This window comes from Algoriphagus pacificus, assembly GCF_017254845.1.
Classification (GTDB): Bacteria; Bacteroidota; Bacteroidia; order Cytophagales; family Cyclobacteriaceae; genus Algoriphagus; species Algoriphagus pacificus.
The window spans coordinates 939,057-963,352 of sequence record NZ_JAFKCU010000002.1 but is presented as its reverse complement, the minus strand read 5'-3'; the positions used below and the strand labels follow the sequence as shown (position 1 = coordinate 963,352).

Below are 24,296 nucleotides of genomic sequence, written 5' to 3'. Positions count from 1 at the left end.
CCCTGTTTTGCTAACTATTAATTGTTTAATTAGCTAAATGAAAAAACTGATCCTTTTTTCTTTTTTTATCCTTTTCTCAACGATTGCATTTGCTCAATCCAGGGACTTTATTTTATTGAAAAGAGGAGCAAATCAAAAATCCCAGATCCGCTATTACCCTGGTGAAGAGATCACCTATAAAAGCAAAAAAATTGGGTATTTTATTACAGATGTAATTGAAAAAGTAGATCAGGATTATATCTACATGAGTGAAAATATCATTTCTCCACTCGACATTGTTGAGGTAGATATCCGTGATAAAGACAAAAGGAACCGGACCCTTCGTGCCATGAATTCATTGATTCTGGGTGCGGGAGTAATTTTGGTTTCTGTGGATATGATCAACAGTATTTATCATAACGGTGATGTATCTATCGACAAGGGCGTCGGTGTCACCTCAGGCATATTAATGGCTACTGGGCTGGCTATGTTGCCTTTGCGATATAAAACATTCAAACACGAAGGCAGAAACCACATACAAATTATCTTGATGAGGATGGATTAATCGTATTAGTCTAGCTTTAACAGATTTTTTTTCGGATTTTTGCAGCCTAAATTTCACACCTAGACAGATGACTTCAGAACAACTGAAAGACTTGAAAGCTCGCACCTCGGCTTTAAGGAGGTATCTTTGACTACGATCGTAAGAAAGCAGAGATAGAAGATTTTGAGGCCGTTTCGGCCCAGCCAGAATTCTGGAACAACCCAGAAGAGGCAGAAAAAACCATGAAGCAAATTCAGGCTCGAAAGAACTGGACCACAGCTTTTGAAAACTTGGATAAAATCATCGAAGACTTAGAGGTACTGTATGAATTCTACAGTGCGGACGAAGTTTCCGAGGAGGAAATCAAAAAAGAGTTTACAAAAGCTAAAAATGCTGTGGAAGAACTGGAACTGAAAAAGATGCTTTCCTCAGAAGAGGATCAGCTCAATGCAGTTTTGGAAATCAACCCTGGCGCTGGTGGAACTGAGAGTAACGACTGGGCTTCTATCCTCATGAGGATGTATATCATGTGGGGAGAAAAAAATGGATACAAAGTACGAGAAGTAGATGTCCAACAAGGGGAAGTTGCAGGTATCAAATCCTGTACACTTGAATTTGAAGGTCCACTTGCTTATGGTTTTCTGAAATCAGAAACCGGAGTCCATAGACTGGTTCGTATTTCACCATTTGACTCGGGAGGTCGTCGTCATACCTCATTTGCTTCAGTTTATGCTTATCCAGAAGTAGATGATTCAATTGAAATCGACATCAACCCAGCGGATATTGAATTGCATACCTCCAGATCAGGCGGAGCTGGTGGACAGAATGTCAACAAAGTAGAAACCAAAGTTCAGCTGACGCATAAACCAACTGGAATTGTGGTAGTCTGTCAGATTGAGCGATCTCAGCTTGCAAACCGGGAGAAAGCAATGCAGATGTTGAAATCAAGATTGTATCAATTGGAGGTAGAAAAGCGAAATGCTGAAATCGCCAAAATTGAGTCTTCCAAACTTCGAGTTGACTTCGGTTCTCAAATCAGAAACTACGTTCTTCACCCCTATAAATTGGTGAAAGATGCCAGAACAGGTCATGAAACCTCAGACACGCAGCACGTGCTAGACGGTGGTTTGAATGAATTCATGAAAGCCTATTTACTGGCTCAAAGTGAGGAAGAAGCAAATAATGATTAATTAAAAGGTCGGATTTAATTTCCGGCCTTTTCTTATTTTGACCCATCAATGAGATTCGTCCCCTCTTTCCTTACGGTTGATTTTTTGCTCTTATGCTTGAGCTCATTTTTATTTTTTTCTTCTTTCAATATGATCATCCCTGAGCTTCCCGCTTATCTGAGTTCAATGGGTGGTGGTGATTACAAAGGATTTATCATCTCTTTATTCACGTTATCGGCAGGACTTTCCAGACCTTTTAGTGGGAAATTGGCTGATAAAATCGGTAGAATCCCAGTAATGATTTTTGGGGCTTCAGTTTGTTTTGTGGCTGGTTTGCTATATCCCCTCTTAGCTTTTGTTGGAGGATTTTTATTCCTTCGATTCCTTCATGGTTTCTCTACTGGTTTTACTCCTACTGGGATTTCTGCTTATGTGGCAGATATAATTCCCTTCCAAAAAAGAGGCGAAGCAATGGGGCTTCAGTCACTTTTTAGCTCTTTGGGAATGGCTGCTGGCCCTGCCATTGGAGGTTGGATAGCCACGGTATGGCCCATCGATTACTTGTTTTACACCTCTGCCTTTACCGCTATCCTATCTATTTTAATTTTGATCAGGCTTAAAGAAACTCTCCAAGAAAAGGAAAAATTGTCTCTCAGCTTATTTAAGTTAAAAAAGGAGGAGATAATTGAAAAAAGGGTTATTCTACCTTCAATTGTGCTATTTCTTTGTGTCTTTTCCTTTGGCACAGTATTGACTATCATCCCAGACTTTTCCGTTCATTTAGGGATTCAAAATAAAGGACTTTTCTTCGCTGTATTTACTATTTCATCCCTTGGCATCAGACTTTTGGCTGGAAGAACCTCGGATCGTTTTGGAAGGATTCCTGTCTTAAGAGTCGCAAGTCTAATCATGGTATTAGCCATGATTACCATCGCTTTTTCGGACAGTAAGAATTGGTTGTTATTTTCTGCAGTCCTTTTTGGTTCTGCAGTGGGAATGTATAGTCCAACTGTTGCAGCTTGGGTAGTTGACTTATCGCTGGACAAATTCAGGGGAAGAGCACTCGCTACGATGTATATAGCTTTGGAAGCTGGGATTGGAATCGGGGCAATTGTCTCTGGCTTTTTGTTTTCCAATCAGCCAGAGAACTTTTACCTCGTTTTTTTGACCGCTGCAGGTTTTGCTACTACAGCATTTATTCTTTTGCTTTTTGCAGAAAAAAATGGGACGCTGAAAAAAAATCCTAATGCCCCAAATATCCAGTAGGTCTAGGAATTGCTAAGATTTTCTTCTGTCTTCCATTATAGTAAATTACTTTTTGCCCGTCAAAATATGCTCCTTCTTCCAGCATAATTCTTACTTCTTTATTCCATTCTTTCACAAATACCACCGCATTCAATTCAATTGCATAACCTGTGCTTGCATGCAAAGGAAAATCACCAGCTCCAGGTGTGTCACCTTGGTTATCCCACATCCCGATAGTTGGTCCAGCGGAATGTCCATAATAACCTAATGGATGCGTGTAGACACTTCCTTTTATACCCTCTGCATCCATCATTTTCCTGGTTTCTCTAAGGATTTCATTCCCGGTTCTTCCAGCTACAAAATTCTGTGTCAACAAATCCTGAACGCGATTTCCTGCTTCGAAAGCTTTTTGCAAATAAGCAGGAACCTCTGTTTCACCCAATTTTAACACGTATGCCATTTCTTGTGTGTCTGTATTGAGTCTGAGATAGGTAATTCCAAAATCAATATGCAAGAGATCTCCAGGCATAATTACCTGTGAGTCAGGCTTACTTGCAAAGGAACGATTGGCTTCTTGAGAACTCGGATCTGGTCTCTGAATATCCACAGAAGGATGAAACCATGTATCCAGTTTCAAGGACTTTATCTTCTCTCTATACCACCAAACCACATCATCTGTGGTAGTTACCCCAGGAGTGATTACTTGCTCAGAAAGTCCCTGTTGCACGATTTGATGAGCGATTTCCTGAATGTGACGGTAAGTTGCCATTTCGGCTTCAGTTCTTGTTTCCAACCATCTTACTGCCAAAGTTTGGGCTGATACGATCTTTTCTTTCAGGTTTTCTGGAAGGTAATCATGAAAAATCTGATACTCATTCATTGTCAAGCCATCCGCATGACCGTAATCTTTTGCGTAATTCAACCCGATCTTCTTGGGATTTTTGGATTTGATCAAGTCCATTAATGCCTCCCATTGATCTGGTTGGTTTTCTGGATCCCAAGCTCTTTTAAAAGCTTTTCCAACGTCATATCGTGCCACTGCATAAGTTTCAACTTTTGCATTTGGACTCGGTTGATACATCACCAAAATGGTTCTTCTTCGAGCAGCCATCCAAGTTGCAGGAAGCAATTTTCGGATCACTGGATCTTCGTTGTATTCCCTAGAAATAACAACCCACATATCAATCCCCGTTTCGGTCATCAATTGGGGAAGGAGGTTGGTAATTCTATCGTCTAGCCAGCTATCAATCACATCTGCCTGTTCGCGCTGGGTCAAAACAGCAAAATCCTGAGCAAGAAGATTTTGAAAAAGTAAAATAGAAAGGGAAAGAGTGAGTAATTTTTTGATCATATCCATGAAGTTTAATCCCTGAATATAATCTTAAAATCATTTTTAAAGACCAATTTTAAAAAGAAAGGTCAAACTACAGGGACCACAGGCTTAGATTGATCAATTCTGATCGCACTCAATTTGCGGAATCTGAAATAAAGCAAGAATGCAGTAATCGAAAGACCTATCAATAGTCCATACCAAATTCCTTTTTCAGCAAATCCGAATTCAAAAGCAAGAACATATCCCAAAGGCAAGCCAATTACCCAATAGGCAATTAATGTGACCAAAGTTGGAACTTTCACGTCCTCCATCCCCCTAAGTACACCCAATCCTATTACTTGTGCACCATCTGAAAGCTGAAAAAGCCCTGCAATAATTAGCAAGGAAGCTGAAAGAGAGATGACGTCTGGATCATCAATGTAAAGGGTTGGTAAAAACTCTCTGAAGCTGATAAAGATTACAGCTGTAGTAAACATAAAAACCATAGCCATAGCATAAACCACAAGTCCAGCTTCTTTCATGGCTTTGAAATTACCTCGCCCGATCTGATTACTTACCCGAATCATACCTGCTGTGGAAAGTCCTGCTGCCATCATGTAACTGATTGAGGCAAGGTTGATAGCAATCTGGTGGCCTGCTAGGGCATTCACACCTAGCCAACCCATCATAATTGCGGCTGAACTAAAGGCACTTACTTCAAAAATGTATTGAAAACCTGTTGGAATTCCGACATTCAGAATCCTGCTAAACATAGGTAGGCTCCAATTTTTCAAATTCATTTTCAATTGATAAGCTTGGTATCTTTTGGATTTCAAAACATACCAACCCATCATGATAGGCATCAAAATTCTAGAAATTAATGTGGCCCAACCAGCACCCATCAGTCCCATTTCAGGTGCTCCCAATTCACCAAATATCAAAACCCAATTCAAAAAGACATTGACCAAATTGCAAAAAATGGTAATGTACATGGCTTGCTTTGTTTGAGACATCCCTTCTGCAAACTGCTTGAAAGTCTGGAAGATCATAAATGGAAACAAGGATGCCGTGATCACCAACAAATAAGGAATCGTCAATGTGACAACTTCCTCAGGCTGATCTAAAAAATGTAAGCCTTGAGACAGGCCGATAACTGCGATTGTCAACAAAAGGCTAATCCCAATATTAATCCATAAGCCATGCTGGAAAAGGTTAGAAATCCTTTTGGCTTTCCCCTTTCCTTCTGCAACAGATACCAATGGTGTAATACCCATGGAAACTCCCATTCCAAACATCAGGATGACGAAAAAAATGCTATTCCCTAAAGATGAAGCAGCTAAAGGTAAAGCCCCAAGCTGTCCCACCATCATGGAATCTGCCACGCCTACAGATACTTGGCCTAATTGACTGAGCATTACAGGCAAAGCGAGGTTAAAAGTAATCTTGAAGTGATCTTTTATTGTCATTTCTTATTTACCCAAAATACGGGCAACTTTTAAAATACCGGCGATACTAATTCCATCTGTTATCTCCCCATCCATTACCATCTGTACAGCTTCAGAAAATGGAAGTTTTTTGATTTTCAGTACTTCAGTTTCTTCATGTTCGGTTTCCAACTGCGTCAAATCTTGAGCTAAATAGACTAACCCTTCCTCATCCGTCACTGAATTTGAAGTATGGATCCGTAAAATTTCCTCCCATTTCTCAGCAACCAAGCCTGTTTCCTCCTTTAATTCTCTTTGAGCACTTTCAAGCACAGACTTCCCTATCAAACCTCCGCCCATTGGTATTTCCCAGGAGTATTCATCCAAAGGATATCTATACTGGCCAACTAGCCAAGTATTTCCTTCTGCATCAATAGGAATAATTCCCAGTGCCTTATTTTTAAAATGCACCTTTCCATAGATTCCCTGATTTCCTGCAGGATTCAATACCTGATGCTCTTCTACACGAATCCAAGGATTATCATAAATCTCCTTTTTGCTTTTGGTTTGCCAAGGGTTGTTTTCCATAATCTTAAAAAAAAAGGGTTGACTTTCGCCAACCCTTAAAATTTATGCATTTAAATCTTATGCCGGGATAGGCAATACTTTTGAATCTTTGAAGGTAGATAAAATCACCATTGACTGCATTGAGTCAACTTCTTTGATTTCTGAAACCTTCTCCAACATCAATTTCTGATATGCTGTAATATCCTTAGAAATAATTTTAAGGATAAAATCTCCAGTACCGGTGATGTGATGACATTCAATCACTTCAGGAATACCATTGATTTCTTTCATGAAAGCATCAATATTTCCTTTGTTGTGGCCAATCAAACTTACCAATACAAATGTACTTACCCCAAGACCTATTTTTTCAGGATCCAATTTAGCGTGATAGCTTTTAATGATTCCAGACTGTTCTAATTTCTTTACTCGCTCTAAGGTAGGAGCTGGAGAAAGACCAATATCTTTAGAAAGTTGAGCGTTCGTGATTTTAGCATTTGCCTGAAGAATTTCCAGGATTCTTCTATCTATTTTATCAAATTTTATTCTTACGCTATTATCCATGATCCCTGTTTTTACAAAATTTTATGTGGTGCAAAATTATAATATTTGATGAAAATTTTAAAGCGATTCAAAAGATTTTAATCGTTGGATTCGAAATTTTATTAATAAAACTAAGGATTTTAGCGAAGATTCCTTTTAAAATCCCTCAGTCCCTCAAAAAAATTCAAATTATCTCCTGTCTCAAATTCAAAATACGAGAGAAATTAATTTAAAGTTTATTCTTTTTGATGAAATCCCTAGCTTCCTGATGAGCGGGGTGTTTTCGCTTTGCGTATCTTTTTACTTCTTTAAAATATTTCTTGGCTAAAGCCTTATTTCCCGCCGCAGTTTCCATTTTTCCTAATTGCACTAAGGCATGTAAATAATATCCGCTTTCCTGAGATTCGGATTCCTCACCATAAGAAATTGTTTTGAGATAATACTTTTTGGCCTCTGCCATGTCTCCTACTCTTCTATAGTATTCAGCTGCATAAAAGGAAGCATACCTTCCACTGTTGGCTTCATAACCAACCTGCTTTGCATCAATTCTATCTAGGATTTCCAAAGATTGGTTTAATGCTTCTGTCCATCTTCCAACTGTGTAGAGGTGGCGGGCATAAGATCTATGGAAATAGGGATTATTCGGGAATTTTGAATTCAGATATTCTGATATTCTTAATGCTTCGTAAGGCTTCTTTTCTTCAGAAGCATATAATCTAAAAAGAAAATATTGTGCTTCTACTCTCGTATAGAAGGCATTGGAAGCCACTTGCTCTAATTGTTGCAAGCCCAGTTCTTTATTTCCTTTTGGAAACAAAGCCATGACAGGTTTTAGCAATGGATAGTTATCAGGGATCCAAACAGAAAAATAATTAAACAAGGCATCTCCCAAGAGCAATTCTGGATTAAACTCTTCTTCTCCCCTGCTCAATTCCATGTATTTTAAGGCATTCCTTCCTGCCCAAGCAGCTTTTGTCCAACTCTTACGCTCAGAATACAACCTACTTTGAAAACCGTAGCCAGCAGCTAAGAAGAATGCCGCTTCTTTGTTTGTTTCATCCTCATCGAATAAATCCTCTGCTTTCTCAATGGCTCGATCCAGATATCGGATAAAAATATCATCATACTTTTCATTTGTCACATCTACTTCAATCCTCCACCAATAGCCTAAAGCCATCAAAAAATCCGGTAATGGATGATCTGGGTACTGATATGCTATGACAGCAAAATCACGCTCTGCCACCGGAAAGTTAAAGTCATACATGCTATTGATAGCTTTTGTGATCCGGTATTGCAGGCCTTTATCCAAAAGCAAATAGGGAGATTGCTCCACCCGGAAAGTATCAATCGGGGCAGATTGACTATAAGACTTGGAAAATGCCAGAAGCAAACTAGCTAACAAACAAACTGACAGTACTCTTCTAAACATGATTTTATTTATGACTTTGCAAAATTAGATGGAATCCCAAACATTATTTTAGATTTGGACAAGAAACCTGCTAATATGACTAAACCTCTTTCCTCTGAAGCACAACGTCTCAAAGACTTAATAGATTTCGATAAAAGGATTTATTTTTTAATTCTAGTTATTTTATTCCTGATAATCAGGTATTTGACCAACACATTGATCTTAGAATCTATTCCGGATTATGATGCATTGGAGCAAAGAGGCGATTTTATGATTTTTCATATTTTCAATGCTCTCAACTATTTATGGACTCCTTTTGCCTTTCTGTGGAAGTTTACGGTGATCTCTTTTCTTTTTTGGTGGGGAGCCTTTATGATTGGATATAAAGTTCCTTATAAGGAATTATGGCAGTTTGCTTTGGTTGCAGAAGTAGTTTTCCTTTTCCCCGAATTGATCCGACTTCTTGTATTTCTCGATCCATCCTCTTCTGTGACTTATCAACAAATAGACGAGTACAGGGCTTTTTCGGTTTTGTCTCTTTTAGGCCCTGAAAATGTTGCCGATAAATACCATTACGCTTTAGGAACGCTGAATATTTTCGAAATTTTCTATGGAATTCTTTGGCTTTATGGGTTCCATATGGTCAGTAGAAGAAGTTTGGGAGAAAGTTCAATTGTTGTTTTTGTTTCCTATTTTATTCCTTTAGCAATCTGGCTTACTTTTTACATCATGGTATATAAGGAATAGGTGAAATCAAAAAAATAGCCGATCAAAATGACCGGCTATTTCACTATGGTGATTATTATACTTAAAATCCTAAGCCCAAAGCCATTGACGTTGGCATGAAGTTTAAGTCCGCAACTTTACTTGCCTCTCCTGTCATTAAATCAATTGAGTAAACAGCTGAAGAACCATTGACTGTGAATACTCCATAAGCCATGTTGGAAGTACCTCCAATATCAAAACCATTGTCATCCTCAACATCAATCCCCAAAGGTCCAATCTCAACCAGAACACCATCATTTGGTGGTGAAACCTGATATAGCATATCATTTTCAGAATCAACTACATACAAGGCTGTTGAAGTAGTTCCTGCAAATGAATTAGTGTAGGCTGCAGCAGGTGCATGCGGCATCCCTGGGTTCAAGGAACCATCAACTGCCACTACTGTACCCAAATCCGGATGCAATCTCAAATTTTGTCCTGTTTCAGTAACTAATCTAATTCTATCTACTGTCGGATTAAAGTCAAAACCGATAAACATCCCCATTGCCATTGGACTTAAAGGACTACCAATCGCTGTCAAAGTACCATTAGATGGATTGACACTATATAATTGGCTCATATTTGAAACCGCCAACAATTGTCCATTTACTGGTCTGAAATCCAATCCGGAAATCATTTCACCTTCTGCCAAACCTTTAAATTCAACTGGAATCGGATTTGGATCGGTAGGATCAAATCTATACAGCATGTTATTGTCATCAGATGCATAAGCGATTGGATTGGTTTTAAAAGCAATGCTAATCACATCGTCTTTAAACATTCCAAGCCATTCAGCATCTCCTGTCATCAAATCAATTCTATAAAGTCTGGTTTGGTTGGTTTTCTTACTAACTGCGAACGCAATGGAATTATCAGCGATGATATCCATATCGCTCATACCTTCTAGGTCCAAACCTAAATCTCCTACTTCTTCAAGACCACCATCGTTAGGTGGAACTTGCTTGTATAATTTGTTTTGCTCCAAATCAATGTCGTAAAGAGTGGTGGTGGTAGTTCCGGAAAAACTGTTGGAATATGCAACCGCTCCAATTCTAGGATTCATACCACCATTGATAGAACCATCAATTGCCACAACTGTGCCCAATTCAGGATGAAGTCTTAGGTTTTGTCCAGATTCAGTCACCAATCTGATTCGATCAACTGTTGGGTTAAAATCTATGGAAGCATTTTCTCCCTCAAAAGCAGGTGAAAAAGGTTCTGTTCCCAAGGCAGTTGCTGCACCGGAATTTTCATTGATATGATACAATCTACTTGCAGAACTCAAAGCATACAATTGGCCAGTTGCAGGTCTATAATCAATAGAAAGAATGTTTTCACCTGTAGGAAGTCCAGTAATTGCCACCATGCTCATTGGAGTTGACAACTCTTGAGCATTGTAAGTGTAAATCATATTATCAGCAGTCAATGCTGTAAAAGCTACATCCGGAGCCATTCCGGGCCTTTCGACAACAGGATCTCTTCCTTTTTTGTCGTCGCATGAAACAAGAGCTGCCATAATAAAAATTGCAGCTGCAAAAGTTGGTAAAATTAGTCTGTTTTTCATTGGTAGGTATATTGATTTTACAGACTTACGATGTCAACTATCATTTTGGATTGAGCATAAAAAAAGAACTTCAAAAAAAGTTCTTTTTCTAATCATTTCACTCTCAACACTTAACCTCTCTAACTACATGTCTATTTATAATTTTACACGAAAATCAATTCTTTGGAAATGATATAAATCCCCATCGCCAAAACGAACCAACCAAATCCTGATTTCAGTGCTTTTTCATTGATTTTTTTAGACAAGGAACTTCCAATGAAAATTCCCAAGATCGAAAGTCCAGTAAAAATCAATAGCATTTTCCAATCGATTGGTTGATTAGCTACGTCACCAAGGAACCCGATTAAGGATTTTGCTGCAATAATCAACAAGGATGTTCCCACTGCCTTTTTCATAGGTAGCTTTGCCAGCAAAACCAATGCAGGGATAATCAAAAAGCCTCCACCTGCTCCAACAATCCCGGTTATCAGGCCTACTACAGAACCTTCCAAGGCAATCAAAGGAAAATTGAATTGAACTTTTGAATTTTCATTTACCTCCTTATTCTTCTTATCCTTGATCATGGAATAAGAGGCTGCCAGCATAATGATGGCGAAGAAAACCATGATTCCAACACTTTTGGCCACTTCAAAAGACCCAACTGAAAACAATGGATCTGGAAGTGCGGGTACCAGAAATTTCCTGGTAAGGAAAACAGCAATAAAGGAAGGAATGGCAAAGACCAGGGCTGTTTTATAATCCACCAATTGTTTTTTCATGTACGTAAAAGAACCTACCAAAGAGGTACTCCCAACCACAAACAGGGAATATGCAGTCGCCAAAACCGGCTCTACACTCAAAATATAAACCAGCACAGGTACAGTCAAAATTGAGCCCCCTCCTCCGATTAGTCCAAGGGAAACTCCTATAATAATTGCTGCTGCGAAACCTAATAAACTAACTAACTCCATTTTATTTTTTCAAAATTGACTCCACAAAAGTACTGAGAGAGTCTTTCTGAAGCGGTGACAAATGTTACAGTGGTATTTCAATTAAAAAAATCAAATTTGATCAATGCCGTGGATATTCTTATTAAAGCGACACTTAAGATAATCACATCATGAATTAAACCATTGAAAAAAATCGTAAATTAATTGAAAATCAATAAGCTATGAAAATCTTAATCCCAGTAGATTTTTCGGAGAATTCAAAAAGAGCTTTAGAGTTTGCAATTTTTTTGGCTCGTAAAAAAGATGCTTCTATCACGATTCTTCATGTCATCGAGGCGATCTATGACTTTGCTGCACAAGCTGCTGTTGTCATAGAAGGAATGCATAGAGATGCTGAAATGCTTTTGGAAGAAATGGTCAAAACCTATGATGAATCCGGTGTGACCATAGATTATTTGAATAAAGAAGGCACTGTTTCCATCATGACTGCCAAAACTGCTGAGGAACTGGATGTAAATTTTATCGTCATAGGGATGCAGGGATCCAGTGGCATTACCAAAAAACTACTTGGCAATTCTACAATCGAAATTGTCAAAGAATCCACAAAACCTGTGCTTTTGATTCCTTCAGAAGCGAAAGTTACACAAATTCAAAAAGTCACTTTAGCCCTTGAATTTGCAGACCATGAAGAGGCATTTTTAAAATGGATTATTGAAATGAGTCAGCGCTGGGAGCTGAATCTCGAGTTTCTTCACATTCAAACCAAAGAGAATTTTCAGGGAAAATTATCACTTCTTGGATTGGAACAATTCATCAAAAAAAATCATCCGGATTTAGCTGTAAAGCTTCATACTTTTTATGCTGCTAAACTTGACGAGGGGTTAAATAAATTTTTAGAGGAAAATGAAACCACGATTTTGGTCATGTGTCATCAACATAAGAATCTCTGGGAGCAAATTCTTTCCAGAAGCAAATCAATCCAAATGGCCTATCACACTCATGTTCCGCTTCTAATCATGAATTGATTATTTACTGATCAATTCCTCAAAATCGTCCCGGATATAGATAACATTCCGACCCAACTCAATCCATTTTTTCTTTTCTAACTGCTTTAAAAGCCTTGAAATCACCTCTCTTGACGTTCCAAGCTCATTGGCAACTTCCTGATGGGTTGTATGAAGCTCATTCGTTTTTTGCTGTTTCATTTTGGTAACAATATACCGCATGAGTCGCTCATCCATTCTTTTGAAGGCTACCGCATCCAATGCCACCAACATTTCCTGAAATCTGCTTTGATAGGTATTTGACACAAAATCTTTCCATTGCTTAAACTCATCCATCCATTTTTCATGCATGGCAATGGGTATTCCGATCAATGTAGTCTCCTCTTCCACAACTGCTTTTATTTCACTTGGCTTGGAAGCTGAACAACAGGTCAATGACAAGGCACAGGTTTGGCCAGCATCTAAATAATACAAAAACAGTTCTTTGCCCTCTTCATCCATCCGAAGGATTTTAATCGATCCTTCTAAAACGATGGGCACCATTTTTATAAACTGACCAGGTTCCATCAGCACTTTCCCCGGCGACAAATGTTGCACATTGCCCTTATCCAAAATTGCCTGAAGCAAATTCGGATCTGTAAATCCTGGTAAATATGACTTTAGCTCTTCTATATTCATGACTTATTAAAAGTCCGAATTTAAAAGCAATTGTTCTATGAAAAGGTGATGAAAATCACATTTAGCGAGAGATTTCAAAAAGAACAGATTTAAAAAAAGCTTCTGGTTTTAGACCAGAAGCTTAATTTTTAAATAACCTTTAGCAAGTTGGGCAGCAAACGAAAGGAACCTTTGTAAGCGGCGAAGTTCGCAAAATTCTAAAATGGCCGAGTCCCCTACTCAAAGGTCTAATATCAGAAAGCAAGTTTGTTTCTGTCCTTTTTGCCCTCAGACTTTCATTAATGGTATTATTCATTTCACCTCCAGCTCTAAGACTTCTGTATTGAGATAAATGATCATGGATGTTGGTAATATTTCCAAAAACTTCCACCACTAAGACACTCAAAGGACTATCTTCAGGTAAGCCTAAAGACCTCAACTTTTCAGCAATGTCTTCCGAGGTTACTGCTGCAGTTCCCACAGGATGTTCATCTTTGATACTGGCAATAAGGTTTCCTGTTCTTATCAAATTTTGGTTAATTGAAACACTTCCTGTGGTATATTTTCCGATGGTCGGAGAAAAGTACACTTGCTGCGTCAAATCATTGATTTGCTTGAGCCGTTTAGGATCAGTATTGATTCTTACACCTATTTTCATTTCTATTTCTCCTAACAAGATATTTCTGTGATCCCTTCCATCAGCTTGGAAAACCTGTGCATAAACCAAAGTCCACAAACTAGTTCTTGGTGGCTTCGATGTCACATTTTTCCCATTGAAAACTGCCTTTGCAAATGGCGCACTTACATACAGATGATTTTCATTTCTGTTGAGAGAACATAAGAGTGTAGGAGCTGGATGTTGGATTCCGGTGACTCTCAATGGCCGACCAAATCTACCTTGAGCTGTTGACCACAAATTATCCTCTCTATCAGGCCAGTGTCCATGTCCTACCCTGAACTCATAGGTGAAAAACCCAAACATTTCTGCACTCTCTGCATGCATTCCGGGAGGGATTGGCAACATGTAATGTGTGTCGCTATCCACAGCCTTTGTCATAGGCTGCATAGCACCGATGCCAGCTTTGTCATCACTTTGTCCAGGAATAATCTGTCTGGTCAATTCTGGATCAAGACTTATTGGAGCCTCCTCTGGCGGCACAAATTGCTCCCCATCATTACCAGAAAGTAATTGATCTGGTGCATTGGCCAACATTCGACAATAGTAAGTATCATCTGGGTTTTCTACAGGTTTATCAAATTCAACCCACAAATAACGTTTCCTTGCCTCTGAAGCACTGTAATCCTCAGTCCTTTCATAAGGCGAAAAAGCAATCCCAACACTGACTAATTTTGGCACCTGAGCTGGTGGAAGTACAGTTGGCAGACTCAATTGATCTGTTTCAATTACTTCCAATTCAGGATGATTTGGCTTTGCTTTTGGTTTGATTTTATAAGATGCCCATAATTCATCCGGGAATCTCAAATCCCCATTATTCTGCTTCAATTCATTTTTGGGATCAAGTGCATCTATGTAAATGATCCGAGTATAATTTCTATTTACCCGATCAAATCTGTCTGGCTGCAATGCCTCAAATGATACTGTATGCTTTAATTCAATATCTCCCAGATAGCTATTTCTTCTCCATTCAGTGTTTTTGTCTTTTCTGAATTTGAATTCTCTTTCTATGACAAAAGCCACATCCTCCAATGTATCCCAAGCCCAATCCCGGTTGATTTTGTAACTCAAAGTTGCTAACCAGTGATTATATAGGTCAGCCTTTGTGGCAAAGGTGATCGAGCTTCCATCTGGAGCTAAAGTATGCCGGATTCGAGAATTACAGCCAAATGCAATTCTTTCACCTTTAGGAGCCACTAAAGTCAGTCCTTTACATTCTACTCCAAGAGCATTTGCAAGTCTCTCCACCACTCCAGATTGGTCCTCTTCTGACTCTCTTCTCAAAAGAGAAGAAAATATATTCCCCTTTACAGTTGGAACTGTATCCGGTTTCAAAAACAAAGCCTGCACAGTTGCTATTGCTTCAAAAGGTTGCAGCAAATCAGATTCAGTGCTTGGTTCCTTGTATAGCATAAATTGAAGATTCTTGCCATACCGGCTATCCTTATCCTCCTCATCATCTATAATTCCAAAATAACTTTCTGGAGCTCCCTCACTTTCCGCGACAGCCCTCAGTGAAATCCGGATATGTCTACCTGTTGGCAAAACTAAACCCTCCATCTCATTGATAGCATCGATCAATAAATCATCTCTTAAAAAGGGGTTTGCAGGTTCTCCCAAATTCAAAACTGGAACATCGATAAATTCCATCGGTATATTTAAGACCCCATCAAAAGCTTCCGGAAACTCTCTATTGGTTTCATACAAAGTGATATAGCTATCATCTCCTTTCTGGCTCAACTGAGTATCCATCCGAAGTGATTTCACCTCTACCCTCACTTTCACTTTTTTGACATCTGGATCAGGCAAAGCAGGCTTTAACATCTTATCCACGAAAGCCAAATTCTTTAACATGGATACAGGATCCTGACCAATACTTTGGTATTTATTGGTGAAAACAACAGCAGGATATTCTAACAAAGGGCGTCTAATTTCAAATGAAGGATTTGCATCAAACTGAGTTTCATCCTCATTCAAAGCATTAAAATATGTCCGCTGATTATTTTTAATCTCCAAAGGCTTTTCAACTTGCAACAATGCAGGATTTACATACCTTTTAAATGAAACACTCGTCTCTGGACTAGGGGCTGAGTTTAATGGATTATCAGAAAGTAGAGGTCCTCCACCTGAAATATCGGTCATTCTAATCCTGAACTCGTAGGTATTCCCATATCTAAGTTCTGTCTCCAAAGGAGTCGGCACCAAGGTTTTATTTTGAGTAACCATCTTATTCTGTGGCTCATTCAAAGTCGCTCCATTCTCTTCATGCATTCTATAGATTTCCAAAGCATCCTGATCTTCTGTCACAAGATTTTTTCCAATCCAGTGGGCATAATACATAGGCAACCAATAGTGATCACTATTTGGCCCTGAGATTTTATTTGGATAAACCTGATATGGAAGTTCAGTTGAGCTTGACTCTAGATCTCCTGCAAACTTATTTTCAGCCTCATTGATTTCAATACTGTTTAAGCTTTCCCAGTTTTTTCCTGGCGCAGCTTGACGAACATCAATATGGTATCCCATTACACCAAGTGGGGCATCCAGTCTTTTCAAAGATCCTTGATCCGATGGATTCTCAATCATTTGCCTCAGGTACCAAACCAGAATCTGTTCATCATCCCAGCCCAAACGGATCCCAGAATCAGATTGAGGAGGCAATCCATCAGGTGTTTCTTCTAATAAATTTCCTGAAACGGGTTGATTTGCATGAACAATTTTCGCAAAACCATCATTGTAAGTCTGCGCTTCCATAAACAATTCATCCCAAGGGCCTAAAGGTACAGGCTCACTAGGATCTAAAGGTTTTTTATATAAAACCGGAAATAAAACTGGAGCGAAAACAGGACGGCTTTCACCCATGACCAACTCTGGAATTTTTGCAGCATATCGCTTAATAAGCGGTCCATCGTTTTCATCCAAAAGTCCTGTTTGGGCAGCTGCATAAGGGTCATTTATAATATCAGCATACAAATAACCACCTTCCTCAAACCAGGTCTGATCTATCTCAAGTTCTACTTCATAGATCATCCCACAAGCTTTTGCCAGCAAAGGCTGACGGAGAATGTTAGCAAAGACTTTTCCCCAACTCATCGTAGTTCTTGGTTTGTAATTAATAGTTGGGATTTTATCTCTTACAGCACAAGAATACCCGTCATCGGTTATGGCATTTGGATGTCGAGGCTGTGTAAAATTGAATCGCTCTCGATAGGATATTGGCAAGTATTTTTTGATACTTTTTTCTACCGGAACTGGATCAGGCAACTTATCACTTGTATCAGTTACTTTCAGAGGCGCATTTTCCTCTACCTTTTTAAGAATATTCGATTTGTTAGTCGCAGATTTGACTTCCACCTTTTTCACAATAGGAATTCTACTAGGCGCAGTAGCGTTGCTTAATGGAAAATCATCCGTGCCCTTTACGATTGACAAGCTGAATTCCGGTTGAAAATCAGCAAATCCAGGCACAGTAGCTGGATTAGGCAAACCTGTTGGCCAAGGGTCAAATGGATTGGTATTTCTTGGTACTACAACAATATTTACAGTCAGCGTATTTCCATTAAAACGCTGAGGAAAAGTCATTAGGGACAATAATCTTCTTGGTTCCATGTTCTGAGTTTTTTATAAAAAATTATGCGATTTGACGACTTTCTTGCCAAGTCTCTTCGAAGCTGATATTAATGATAAAGCAGATGCTGATATCTAAGCCAAAAGTCACAGAGGCTGTACAATCTGTACGCTCTGGACTGGATATCCTTTTTACAGAACCACTCGCTTCTATGTAGATTGTCACACTGACAATACCGCCAAGAATGTTTGCATGCCCTTTAAACAACATAAATGCCGTTATTTCTAAGGTATTCGCATCCACATACATCTCACATCCTACCATGTAAGTCACACTCACATTTCCGACCACAGGAAGTCCTACTGAAATATTAGCCCCGAAACCAAACTTCATCATCAGGCTCGGACCAATTTTAGTGTCGCAGGCAATCTTCACTTCTACAGATCCTATGGCATAAATCGTCGCTGCACCAACAGTCACACACATGACTTCCAGGCCACCGTTAAATTGGATAAATCCACCGGCAGTAGGCAAAAGCTGTTTCGGATCAGAAGTAACTTTTAAGGCTGCATTAAAATACACTCCAAGCGCCAATCCCGCCTCTAACCTTAGTGGACATTGCGGTGAGTTATATACTGAGTCCTCAGGGGGGAACCGGATCAGCGGTATCTCTTTGGTAGCTTCGAATTTATACTCCCAAATCTCGCCTGCGTTACTCATCGCGATCTGAAGTCCTTTTCGCATTACCGCTCCATAATCTCCAGTACTTAGAGCGGCCAACATTTGTAAAAGTTCGATTACTGGCTCTAACGCGTCACTGAATTCTACTTCAGGTAAAGGAATTCCATCTAACGGCCCAGGATTATCTTTATCTCCAGCATAGCCAGTTTCCTTCCCTTTTCCTGCATCAAAATTTCCTTTTATAGTTATCAAGCGCTCAAAAGGCCCCAAGTCTACGACCATTCCAACATTGTTTACCTTGCTTTTCCAGGTATCCGCCAAATCATTGGCAAAAGAATCTACGTCAAAATTGAGCTTTGAATCGACATACTGTTTGTTATTTGGCTCACCTTGGGTGGCTTTATATTCAATGTAGATTTTCAGAGAATCCATATTGACCAGGTAAAGTGGGTCAAAATTCGGAACATCAAAAGCAAGTGCTTTATTCAAGGCAGAGTTAGCTTCTCCAGAAAGTAGCTTAAATCCCTTATCTACAATTTTGCCAGCCTCTTCCTTGGCAGTTATTTCCATCAATTCGAGGACTTTTCTTCCTCCATCTTGTGCAGCATTTTCGATAAAGGCTTTGACTTTATTTCCTTGCTCATCTACACCTTCCAGTAGAGCCATTGCTTTTCCGTAATTGGAATAAGCATCCCCAATATTTGGAAAAATACTGCTTCCATTCATCAGTTTGTAAGCATCCGAAAAAATCGGCGGTGTCTTACTCATGAGTTTACTGATGCCTTTTTTATAGCTAGGTGTTAGGAATAAGGCCTTTTGTGTCGAAGTACTTTGGAGGAATCCATAATTAATGGTGGCTTCTTCAGGGTTTCTGAGAATTTCAAGTGGGTGAGCCAATCTTAGTAGGTTATTGGTCACATCTGAAGCTTTGACCACAATTTCCTTTTGCCATTCTCCGATTCGTATCAAAGGAATTGGAATATGAGGAGGAAGCGGTGTGACTTCTCCAGAGCCAGTTTCATGCTGAACCATACTCCAGCTTCCATCTTTTGGCAATAAAACTGAACCTCTGGTAGCCGCGACAAAAATCGGATCTTCAGAGGCATTTCCTGGTTTCTCGGAATGCGAAATATCAAACCGGTTGATCTGCATGAGCTGACCTGAATTATTTACATCCATGACACAGTTAATATCTCCACCCATCAATCCTCCCTGGAGGTTTAACAAGGCTCTTAACTGGGAGGAATTCAAAGGAACTCCTGGAGGAGAAAGCTGAACGTAGCCTAGGATCTTTTTAGCTGGGGTTTTACCATTTTTATGGCCTTGAACCAAATTTTCCACCGCCACATCAGCATCAAAATAGACGGCAACACATTTTACTTCTTGGTCAAATTGTGCTCCCGAATTTTTAACCTTTTCTCCAAAAACATTGATGTATTCTTGATTATGTGCAATGACATTCTTGGTGACAAAATCAGCAACAGTTCCATCTTCTTTGATATTGCTGATAGAATAAAGCCCCCTTAATGTGCCAGGATGCAATTCATAAGGTGTTTCCTCAACTTCAGGATTGCCTGCCTGGGTTTTATCGATGTATTTATATCTGAAGTCAAACAAACCATCAGATTCTGGTTGCCAGCCACTGTCTGTTCGATAAACAAATCCTGAACTTGTTCTAAAAATTGTAATTGTCCGGACAACACGAATTCCCCAAGGATAAACGATACTCTTCACTTGAATTACTTCATGACCAGTTCTACCCAGCATCACATCAAATCGAGCCTGACTAGTCTGTGCGATAGCAGCAGAAGGACTTAGCCAATTACTAAAGGTACTGGCACCATATCCAGAAAAATCAATTTTACTGACAGGGACACCTCTCTCGGTTATTTGAGATGGATTTCCCTGATTGACAAAAAACTCACCGTTGAAAATTTCCGTGACACTCTGACCCAAAGTACTGGCTCCGGTTGGATTCCCATTCATTCCTAAAACATTTGCCAATTGGACGGTAAATCCTGCAAACATCGGCAAGTCATTTTTCTTGGGTTCGGAAGGGAATTTCTTACCATAATCTCCGGCAGTGGCTCTGATTTGAATTCCACCTTGCATATCATTCGGGAAATTGGGCCGAATGTTATCTAACTTAGGTTTGATGGTCTCTCGGCTATTGGTGTGAGAAAGCTCAGCCATTGCCTTTAAACCAAAAGGCAGCGTAAATAAAGTATTGACAGGAGTTTCCTTTTTCTTGTATTTATCTAGAATAAAGTCTACCAATGGTTTTGGAGACAAGGCAATTCTCTCAGGATGATTGTTTACAAATCGTGTAGGCCCACCATCATTCGGATAATAATTAAAAAAGACTGGAGGATCTCCTGGCTTCCCTGTTCCGGGAGGAGTCAAATTAAAAATCGGTTCCCAAGCGACTTGAGGCATCATAAACAAACGAGTCATTGCTCCTTGTGCAATAACCTCCATTCCCTCCACCGAAATCATTTGATTATCAGCTTGGGAAATGGCTGCTTGCCCATCTCCTACAGAATGCGCTACACCTGTTACAACTCTCCGATCTCTAGGGAATCCCATGCTGACACCGAGTTGATTCGCATTTGAACTAACATCCAAAAGCGCAAAATACTCCATATCAAATAGTCGGGTAAATGGCTGTAGCTGTGCATCATAAGGAGGCAAGCCATTGTCTCTAGAAGCAGCTGCGCTTGATTTCAAAGTTTCAACCACTGGTTGAGCTTGAAGATTGTCCCAAGCAATGCTACTAGAGGCAGTATCACCTTGGCTTGAAACCGAAGATTGATTTGTTGGTCCGAAGTGAAAATTGACGGTAACCTTATCTAGCTCCTCTGATCCAGGATCTTGGGTAATCTGACAAACCAGCCAACTCTTGATTCCATCAAGACCTTTTCTTTTGTCTCCAAACTGTCTAGCCAGAATACCAAAATTTGCTACATAAGGATCCGGAAGAGTTGGCATATAGCTTAGCATTCCGAATACCAAAAAAGTCTGGCTTTTGATGATTTTTGTCCAGTCCTCGGAACATTCCCCAAACACCAAAGCTCCATTTACAGGGGAGATGGTAAACAAGGCATTTTCTAAGGCTATAGCTAGGCTTTTAAACTTCGGAACCTTATCAAAAGGGAGCTTATTATCCCATAAAATATTATCATCAAATAGGTAAATCAGTTTATTGGTATCTGAGCCTGCCAAAACTAAAGCAGAGTTTTTGGTTTTCACTCCTACAGGCAGTCCATTGACTTGCAAAGGCCTATCCACTTTTATCTGGGCATTTGCTAAACCAACCAGCATTTCAATTCCTTCTGACAAGGAATTATAAAGGAATAAGGCACTCTTATTTAAAGAAAGAGAAATCGAGGTGCCATATTCGTTTAAATCATCCTTCCAATGGTCAATTTCCTGAAAAGCCCCTTCCCCATCTGAGGTTAAATCAGTAATCCCAATTCTTCCATTTTCGACAAGAATCTGTGGTTTATCCAATTTCAGATTTTTTCCTTGAAGTCCTTTCCATTTAAATTTCAATCCTGGCTTCAGTTCTTGAAGCAATCCACCACAGCCTGCAACTTCTAGGGGCGCAGCTATGTCAAGTTCGGCTGCAGGAATCGCCCACCAAGAAGCCTTCACATCGCCACTTTCTGAAAGCTCCACCATCGGGCTCTTTTGTTTTTTGGGTTCAAAAGACTGATTAGAACAAGCATATGGTATCAACATTCGGGAAAGTTGATCGCTGTAAGTAGGAACCTTGTTTAATTTGCTAAATGAGGCTTTCTGGCCATATACAGTCCATTGAGCTGGTCTACTTTCACTAATTTGTGCTTTTGAGGCTCCAGAAAAAGAAAACTTCAGTGTATCCGGAGTTTGAACTTTTGCCTCAAATGCATCTCTTCCATGTTTCTTTTTTGCATCTGCTGGATCTGGAGTTTGATCCAAATCCAAGGCTACCTGAACTCCCGTATTGGCGGCTAGGACTAATTTTTCTCCTTGCAAAACCGGATTTGCACTTAGTTGAATTTTACCGTCTTTTACTTTTAATCCTACATACCTTGTATTTGGAGCATTTGAGGCGAGCATATCCGCTCTTATATAAAAACTTCCAGGTGCCACATCGTAATTTTGAGACACTTCAACCGGAGGGGCATTTACTGCTTTTATTTTTGGCTCCTTAAAAGAAGCTTTAAAAAGGATTACAGGCTGATTACTGTTTTGCTGATAAATCCCAATCAGTTTAGTAATCCGAAAAAAATCAATTGTGATCACTCTTCCATCAATTCGTGTCATTGGACCAATTGACTTTTCGACTTTGGCCCCTGCAGCCCAATTAGGAACACTCGTTTTGATTTGCGTAGTCCTGACAGGAACATCTCGCACGAAAGCTTTAAACTGGGGGTCTTTTTCACTGATTTTAGCCTTTTCAGCCTCCTTCCTAATCAGCTCAACTTTGCTTTTAGGAATACGGTTCTGAAAGAATAATTCGGAATTCTCAAAGCTGTAGGAATCAGGTTTAATTTCCGCTGAGTTCTGAATTAAAAGTGATTTTGCCAATAATGGAACTCCAGCCTCCCATTGTTTTTTGTCTGAAGGATTGGCTGCGTTTAAATGTCCGAACACATTGGACAAAAGTGATTCCAGCTGGTCTTTTTCCATGATAAAAAGGATTAAAAGTAAGACTTAATGCATTTTTCAAAGGAGGAAAAATAGAACAATCATAAAAGTAAATACGAGTTGCTAACCTCTTGAAAAATAGAACTTTAATCTATAAAAATAATCTTTAAAATGCCAAGAAATCAATAGAAATATGGCTCATCCTAGAAAAAATAGAACTTTCAACTTTTTTCTATTAGGTGATAAAAGTCACCTTATTTCTTCTTTATGACTGGTAAATTTCTAACCATAAACCCAGTCAAGCTATGAACCATTATCAAGTAGTCATTATTGGAGGAGGCACTGCAGGAATTACAGTAGCTGCACAACTGAAAAGAAAGGATCCCAAACTTTCCATGGCAATCATTGAACCTTCAGAAAAGCATTATTATCAACCAGCTTGGACGCTTGTTGGAGCAGGAACTTATGACTTCAAGGAAACTGAAAGAAAAGAAGAAGATTACATTCCGAAAGGAGTGGATTGGATAAAAGATTTTGCAACTGCGATTGATCCCGAAAAGAATTCTGTAGATACAAAAGAGTCAGGTGAAATCCACTATGATTACTTAGTTGTTGCTCCTGGTTTGGTGATGTTACCTGAGCTATTGCCGGGTTTACCCGAAGCCATGGCAAAAGGAATTGCTTGCAGTAATTATACAGACCCTGAATACACTTGGGAAATGCTTCAGAAATTTAAAGGAGGCAATGCTGTTTTCACCCAACCGACAACTCCTATTAAATGTGGTGGAGCACCACAAAAGATCATGTATCTAGCTGAAGAGTACTTCCGAAAATCAGGTGTCAGAGATAAAACTAATGTCATTTTCGCAACACCGGGTACAGTGATTTTTGGGGTACCCGACTTTGCCAAAACTCTTAATAAGATCATCCTGGATCGGGACATTATTTTTAAACCATTTTATGCTCCAGTCAGAATCGATCCTGATAAGAAAGAAATCTATTTCCGCTATTCAAAGCCTGGAGAAAATGGCTGTGTGATCACTGAAGGAAATAAGATAGGTGAGGAAATTGTGGGAGATTCCGAGATTAAAATCGCTTTTGATTTCTTGCATTTGGCTCCTCCTCAAGGAGCTCCAAAATTCATTCAAGATTCGATCATTTCTATTCAAGAAGGTGCCAATAAAGGCTGGGTGGATGTAGATATTCATACATTACAGCATAAGAGATTTCCAAATATCTTCTCTCTTGGAGATGTGGCAGCCTTGCCCACTGCAAAAACTGGTGCTGCAATAAGGAAACAAGCTCCGGTATTAGTGGAGAACTTACTGAAATTAATTCATAGCAACCATATTGGCTCGGCATCTTACAATGGCTATTCCTCCTGCCCTTTGGTAACTGGTTATTCCAAAATGGTTTTGGCAGAATTCAAATACGATAATGTCCGAGATAGTGATCCTTTGATTTCAAAATTTGTAGACACTACTAAGGAACAGTATTCCATGTGGCTACTAAAAAAATACGGCCTCCCTTTTATGTATTGGAACTTAATGCTCAAAGGGAAAGCTTAACGCGAATCCGGCTCAAAAGGCCGGATTTTTTTATTCCATACCTTCCAAACAAACATCTTTGCTA

At 39.4% G+C, this 24,296-nt stretch carries 16 protein-coding genes; 6 read left to right on the top strand and 10 right to left on the bottom strand.

From position 1 onward, the window contains the following. Positions 1–37: 37 nt before the first annotated feature. The 3 genes from J0A69_RS10895 (at position 38) to J0A69_RS10885 (ending at position 2,958) form a co-directional block, all read left to right on the top strand. Positions 38–544, top strand: a complete 507-nt coding sequence (locus J0A69_RS10895) for a hypothetical protein (RefSeq protein WP_206586581.1) — start codon at positions 38–40, stop codon at positions 542–544. A 67-nt stretch (positions 545–611) separates the two neighbouring features. After that, positions 612–1,713 (top strand): peptide chain release factor 2 gene (prfB, locus tag J0A69_RS10890; protein WP_206586580.1). Its coding sequence is split into 2 segments (ribosomal slippage): positions 612–671 and positions 673–1,713, totalling 1,101 coding nucleotides; the frame shifts between segments, so codons are not numbered across the junction. Positions 1,714–1,761: 48 nt separating this feature from the next. Beyond that, entirely contained in the window at positions 1,762–2,958 is a 1,197-nt protein-coding gene (locus J0A69_RS10885) for an MFS transporter (RefSeq protein WP_206586579.1), read from the top strand. Here J0A69_RS10885 and J0A69_RS10880 read toward each other — a convergent pair. The 5 genes from J0A69_RS10880 to J0A69_RS10860 form a co-directional block, all read right to left on the bottom strand. Next, entirely contained in the window at positions 2,936–4,288 is a 1,353-nt protein-coding gene (locus J0A69_RS10880) for a M24 family metallopeptidase (protein ID WP_206586578.1), read from the bottom strand. The genes J0A69_RS10885 and J0A69_RS10880 overlap by 23 nt on opposite strands. A 68-nt stretch (positions 4,289–4,356) precedes the next feature. Continuing rightward, a complete protein-coding gene (locus J0A69_RS10875; protein ID WP_206586577.1) occupies positions 4,357–5,715 on the bottom strand; it encodes an MATE family efflux transporter in 1,359 nt (452 codons plus the stop codon). Between the two features lie 3 nt (positions 5,716–5,718). Beyond that, positions 5,719–6,261 (bottom strand): NUDIX domain-containing protein, encoded by a 543-nt coding sequence (locus J0A69_RS10870; protein ID WP_206586576.1) that lies wholly within the window; start codon positions 6,259–6,261, stop codon positions 5,719–5,721. 57 nt (positions 6,262–6,318) lie between these two features. Continuing rightward, the gene (locus tag J0A69_RS10865) at positions 6,319–6,801 is read right to left on the bottom strand and encodes an Lrp/AsnC family transcriptional regulator (protein WP_008201460.1); all 483 of its coding nucleotides are present in this window, start codon (positions 6,799–6,801) and stop codon (positions 6,319–6,321) included. 208 nt (positions 6,802–7,009) lie between these two features. Next, a complete protein-coding gene (locus J0A69_RS10860) occupies positions 7,010–8,209 on the bottom strand; it encodes a tetratricopeptide repeat protein (protein ID WP_206586575.1) in 1,200 nt (399 codons plus the stop codon). A gap of 75 nt (positions 8,210–8,284) precedes the next feature. Here J0A69_RS10860 and J0A69_RS10855 point away from each other — a divergent pair, with 75 nt between their 5' ends. Further along, positions 8,285–8,935, top strand: a complete 651-nt coding sequence (locus J0A69_RS10855) for a sulfate ABC transporter permease (RefSeq protein WP_206586574.1) — start codon at positions 8,285–8,287, stop codon at positions 8,933–8,935. 61 nt (positions 8,936–8,996) lie between these two features. Here the strand turns inward: J0A69_RS10855 and J0A69_RS10850 are convergent, their stop codons facing one another. Then, positions 8,997–10,517, bottom strand: coding sequence for a DUF4394 domain-containing protein (locus J0A69_RS10850; protein ID WP_206586573.1), 1,521 nt, complete (start codon positions 10,515–10,517; stop codon positions 8,997–8,999). A 143-nt stretch (positions 10,518–10,660) separates the two neighbouring features. Next, positions 10,661–11,467 (bottom strand): sulfite exporter TauE/SafE family protein, encoded by an 807-nt coding sequence (locus J0A69_RS10845; protein ID WP_206586572.1) that lies wholly within the window; start codon positions 11,465–11,467, stop codon positions 10,661–10,663. Positions 11,468–11,667: 200 nt separating this feature from the next. On the opposite strand from J0A69_RS10845, the gene J0A69_RS10840 reads away from it, so the two are divergent. After that, positions 11,668–12,471, top strand: a complete 804-nt coding sequence (locus J0A69_RS10840; protein ID WP_206586571.1) for a universal stress protein — start codon at positions 11,668–11,670, stop codon at positions 12,469–12,471. Here J0A69_RS10840 and J0A69_RS10835 read toward each other — a convergent pair whose 3' ends face one another. The 3 genes from J0A69_RS10835 to J0A69_RS10825 all read right to left on the bottom strand — a co-directional run bounded on the left by J0A69_RS10835 (position 12,472) and on the right by J0A69_RS10825 (position 22,706). Next, positions 12,472–13,128 carry a Crp/Fnr family transcriptional regulator gene (locus J0A69_RS10835; protein ID WP_206586570.1) on the bottom strand — a complete coding sequence of 219 codons (657 nt, stop codon included), beginning with the start codon at positions 13,126–13,128 and terminating at the stop codon, positions 12,472–12,474. It lies immediately after the preceding gene. A 139-nt stretch (positions 13,129–13,267) separates the two neighbouring features. Next, a complete protein-coding gene (locus J0A69_RS10830; protein WP_206586569.1) occupies positions 13,268–17,392 on the bottom strand; it encodes a hypothetical protein in 4,125 nt (1,374 codons plus the stop codon). A 22-nt stretch (positions 17,393–17,414) separates the two neighbouring features. Next, positions 17,415–22,706: a hypothetical protein gene (locus J0A69_RS10825; protein ID WP_206586568.1), complete on the bottom strand. Its 5,292-nt coding sequence runs from the start codon at positions 22,704–22,706 to the stop codon at positions 17,415–17,417. A 263-nt stretch (positions 22,707–22,969) separates the two neighbouring features. On the opposite strand from J0A69_RS10825, the gene J0A69_RS10820 reads away from it, so the two are divergent. Further along, on the top strand, positions 22,970–24,232 hold the full coding sequence (locus J0A69_RS10820; protein WP_206586567.1) for an NAD(P)/FAD-dependent oxidoreductase: 1,263 nt from the start codon (positions 22,970–22,972) through the stop codon (positions 24,230–24,232). The last annotated feature ends 64 nt before the right edge of the window (positions 24,233–24,296 follow it).